This window comes from Mesorhizobium sp. M7A.F.Ca.ET.027.03.2.1 (assembly GCF_003999175.1).
Lineage (GTDB): Bacteria > Pseudomonadota > Alphaproteobacteria > Rhizobiales > Rhizobiaceae > Mesorhizobium.
Genome location: NZ_RZOM01000036.1, coordinates 10,001 through 13,266, shown reverse-complemented (window position 1 = coordinate 13,266; position 3,266 = coordinate 10,001). Strand labels below are relative to the sequence as shown.

General features: G+C 63.8%; 3 protein-coding genes (1 of these 3 cut by a window edge). 2 read left to right on the top strand and 1 reads right to left on the bottom strand.

Annotation, left to right across the window (positions count from 1 at the left end; genetic code table 11):
- Positions 1 to 1,068, top strand: a 1,068-nt coding sequence (locus tag EN750_RS03270; RefSeq protein ID WP_127395618.1) for a L,D-transpeptidase family protein, incomplete at its 5' end; no start/stop codon positions are given.
- Positions 1,069 to 1,289: 221 nt separating this feature from the next.
- Positions 1,290 to 2,849 (top strand): MFS transporter, encoded by a 1,560-nt coding sequence (locus EN750_RS03265; RefSeq protein WP_127395617.1) that lies wholly within the window; start codon positions 1,290 to 1,292, stop codon positions 2,847 to 2,849.
- Positions 2,850 to 2,855: 6 nt separating this feature from the next.
- On the opposite strand, the gene EN750_RS03260 is transcribed toward EN750_RS03265, so the two are convergent.
- A protein-coding gene (locus tag EN750_RS03260) for a M23 family metallopeptidase (RefSeq protein WP_189526024.1) crosses the window boundary here: on the bottom strand, positions 2,856 to 3,266 show its final stretch. It continues 1,557 nt past the right edge of the window; 411 of the gene's 1,968 nt are visible here — the last part of the coding sequence; the start codon falls outside the window, past its right edge; it ends in the stop codon at positions 2,856 to 2,858.

Here is a 3,266-nt window from a genome sequence, read left to right as displayed (position 1 = left end):
GCACCGCAGGACGATGGCAGCTACGATGACAATTATCCCGACGCGCCGCAGCCGGCGAAGCCGGGCACCATCAAGCGCCAGCCGCTGAACGAAGCCTCGATAGACCCTGCCCCGCCGGCGACGTCAGCCGATCAGGCGGCACTGCCGCCAAAGGCTGGGGGCAAGACCACTGTTGCCCCGGCACTTTCGCTGGGAGCGCGCCAGGATGTCGCCGCCCTTCAGGTGCTGCTAGACCGGGGTGGCGCTTCGCCTGGCGTCATCGACGGGCGTTTCGGTTCGAATGTCGACAAGGCGCTCGCTGCCTACAACCAGATCACCGGCGCCAATCTGCGATCGACCGACGCGGTCGCCATCCAGGCGGCACTTGCGCAATCCGGCGGCGATGCCTTCGCCAACTACACGATCACAGCGGAGGATGCGGCCGGTCCCTATGTCGCGTCGATCCCGGAAGACTATAGCCAGAAGGCGCAACTCGATCGCATGGGCTATACGTCGGTGACCGAGGCGCTCGCAGAGCGCTTCCACATGGACGAGAATTATCTCAAAGCGCTCAACCCGGACCTCGATTTCAATCGTCCCGGCACGACCATCAAGGTCGCCAATTTCGGCAAACTGGTTTCGACGCCGGTGGCCCGCATCGTCGCCGACAAGGACAAGAAAGAGGTTTTCGCCTATGATGCCGGCGGCAGACTGGTCGCGGCCTATCCCGCAACCATCGGCTCATCGGACACGCCGTCACCGTCCGGCATTCACACGGTGTCGCGCGTCGCGCTCGATCCGAACTACACCTACAATCCCAGCATCAATTTCAAGCAGGGCCAGAACGACAAAGTCCTGACCATTCCGCCGGGCCCGAACGGTCCCGTCGGCTCGGTCTGGATCGCCCTGGACAAGCCGACCTATGGCATCCACGGCACGCCGGATCCGTCGAAGATCGGCAAGACCGAAAGCCATGGCTGCGTACGCCTGACCAACTGGGATGCGCGGGAGTTGGCCAAGCTGGTTTCGCCGGGTGTCACGGTGGAGTTTGTCGGCGGACCTTCAGCCGATAACCTTGCGCAGCAGTGAACTGGGAAGTGCGGCGGCATAGACCAGCTGCATGATCAGGATGAAGCCGAGCTCTCAAGTGGTCGCCTCATCGAGATCCCCGCCGGCTGCACGTAACCGGGCTGGCATGACTGTGCCATTTGCACCCTGACAGGGTGCAACCCTGGCCAAACGGCTGGTTTCAATGACTGCAAGCCACTGGCCGGTTGTTGCCGATGCGCTAGGGGTTTAAGCAAGGTTTCATGCATTCACCGAGCAAAGCTGCCGCGGTCCCGCTGACCAGCCCGGTCACGCATGGAACGTTTTGTCCGCAGTCGCAGCGGCGATTTGTGCTGATCGCGGCAATTCTGGCCTCGGCGCTTGGCTTCATAGACGGCTCGATCCTGGCCATCGCCACACCGGCGATTCGCGTCAACCTCGGCGCCAGCCTTGCCGAGGCGCAGTGGATTTCCAATGCCTATGCATTGACGCTGTCGGCGCTGATCCTGGCCGGGGGTGCCGCCGGCGACCGATTCGGTCTGCGCCGCGCCTTCGTGGCCGGCATTGCGCTGTTCATCGTCGCTTCGCTGGCCTGTGCGCTGGCGCCGAATGCCATTGTGCTGATCGCATTTCGCGCGTTGCAGGGCATCGGTGCGGCAATCATGGTGCCCGGCAGCCTCGCCATCATCGCCAAGGCCTACCCGAAGAAAGAACGCGGCCGCGCGATTGGGATCTGGGCGGCGGCTTCAGCGCTGACCACGGCACTTGGCCCGGTGTTCGGCGGTTTCGTGCTGTCGGCCTTCGGCGACGGCATCTGGCGGGCGATCTTCGCCATCAACCTGCCGCTGGGCTTGATCTCGATCTGGCTTCTGCTGGCCAAGGTTCCTGCCGATACGCCGACGGAGAAACGCAGCCTGGATCTCGGTGGTGCAGCGCTCGCGACATTGGCCTTCGGCGCGCTTGCCTATGGGCTGACATCGATGAGCGCCAGCGGCGAGGGCCTCATGGCAGGGCCGAGCATTGCCGCAGGCGTCGTACTGCTGGCTGTCTTCATCGTTTTCGAGCTTCGGCAGCGCGAGCCGATGATCGACCTCAACCTGTTTCGCGTCGGTGCTTTCGCCGGCGCCAATGTGGCGACATTCTTCCTCTATTTTGCGCTATCGGCCAACCTTTTCTATCTGCCGATGCTGCTGATCGCCGGCTGGGATCTGAGCACGGCCGAGGTCGGCTTCATCTTCCTGCCCTTGTCGGCATTGATCGCGCTTTTGTCGGGACCGGTCGGCAAGCTGTCGGACCGGATCGGACCCCGTTTTCCGATCGCCTGCGGCAGCCTGGTCGTGGCTTTCGCGTTTGCCGGGCTGGCCTTGCTCACCTACGCCGGTATCCACAATTTCTGGATCGGAATATTCCCGCTGATGGGGCTGATGGGGCTCGGCATGGCTCTGGTCGTGTCGCCTTTGTCGACCGCGATCATGACGGCGGTGGAAGACAAGGACACGGGGGCCGCCTCCGGCATCAACAATGCCGTCTCACGCATCGGCGGTCTGATCGCGGTGGCGGCGATGGGCTCGCTTGCCGCATGGGTTTACGCGAATGCGCTGGACGCGAGCGCAACGTCCGCCATCCCAGGATTTGGTGAACCGGCGCCAGCCGGGCTTGCGCCGGCCATCGATGCGGCGAGGCTCGCCGCCAGCGATGCCGCTTTTGCCGCGGTTTCTTCGGTGACCGCGCTGCTTTGCCTGATTGCGGCTGTCATCGCCTGGACGACCATTCCCGGTGAGCGATTGCCATGGCCGCGACAGGCCGAAGATCGGCAAGGCTGAAGCGGGTCAACCGTCGATCTTGGCGCTCGCAACCTTCAGCGAATCGCTGTCTTCCTGCTTCAGCAGTTCGTCGATGCGCTCGCGCTCGCGCTTGAAGGCGACGAGGTCATCGCCCTTCAGCACCTTGCCGACCGGCAGGCGGACACGCATCGGATCAACCTTGGTGCCGTTGACGATCAGCTCGTAGTGAAGATGCGGGCCGGTGGCGAGGCCGGTCTGGCCGAGGAAGCCGATGGTCTGGCCCTGGCGGACGTGCACGCCCGGTTCGATGCCTTTGGCAAAGGCGCTCTGGTGATTGTATGATGTCTCATAGCCATTGGCATGGCGGATGATGATCTGCTTGCCGTAGCCGCCGGCCCAGCCGACCTTCTCGACCGTGCCGTTGCCGGCGGCGATGATCGGCGTGCCGATCGGCGC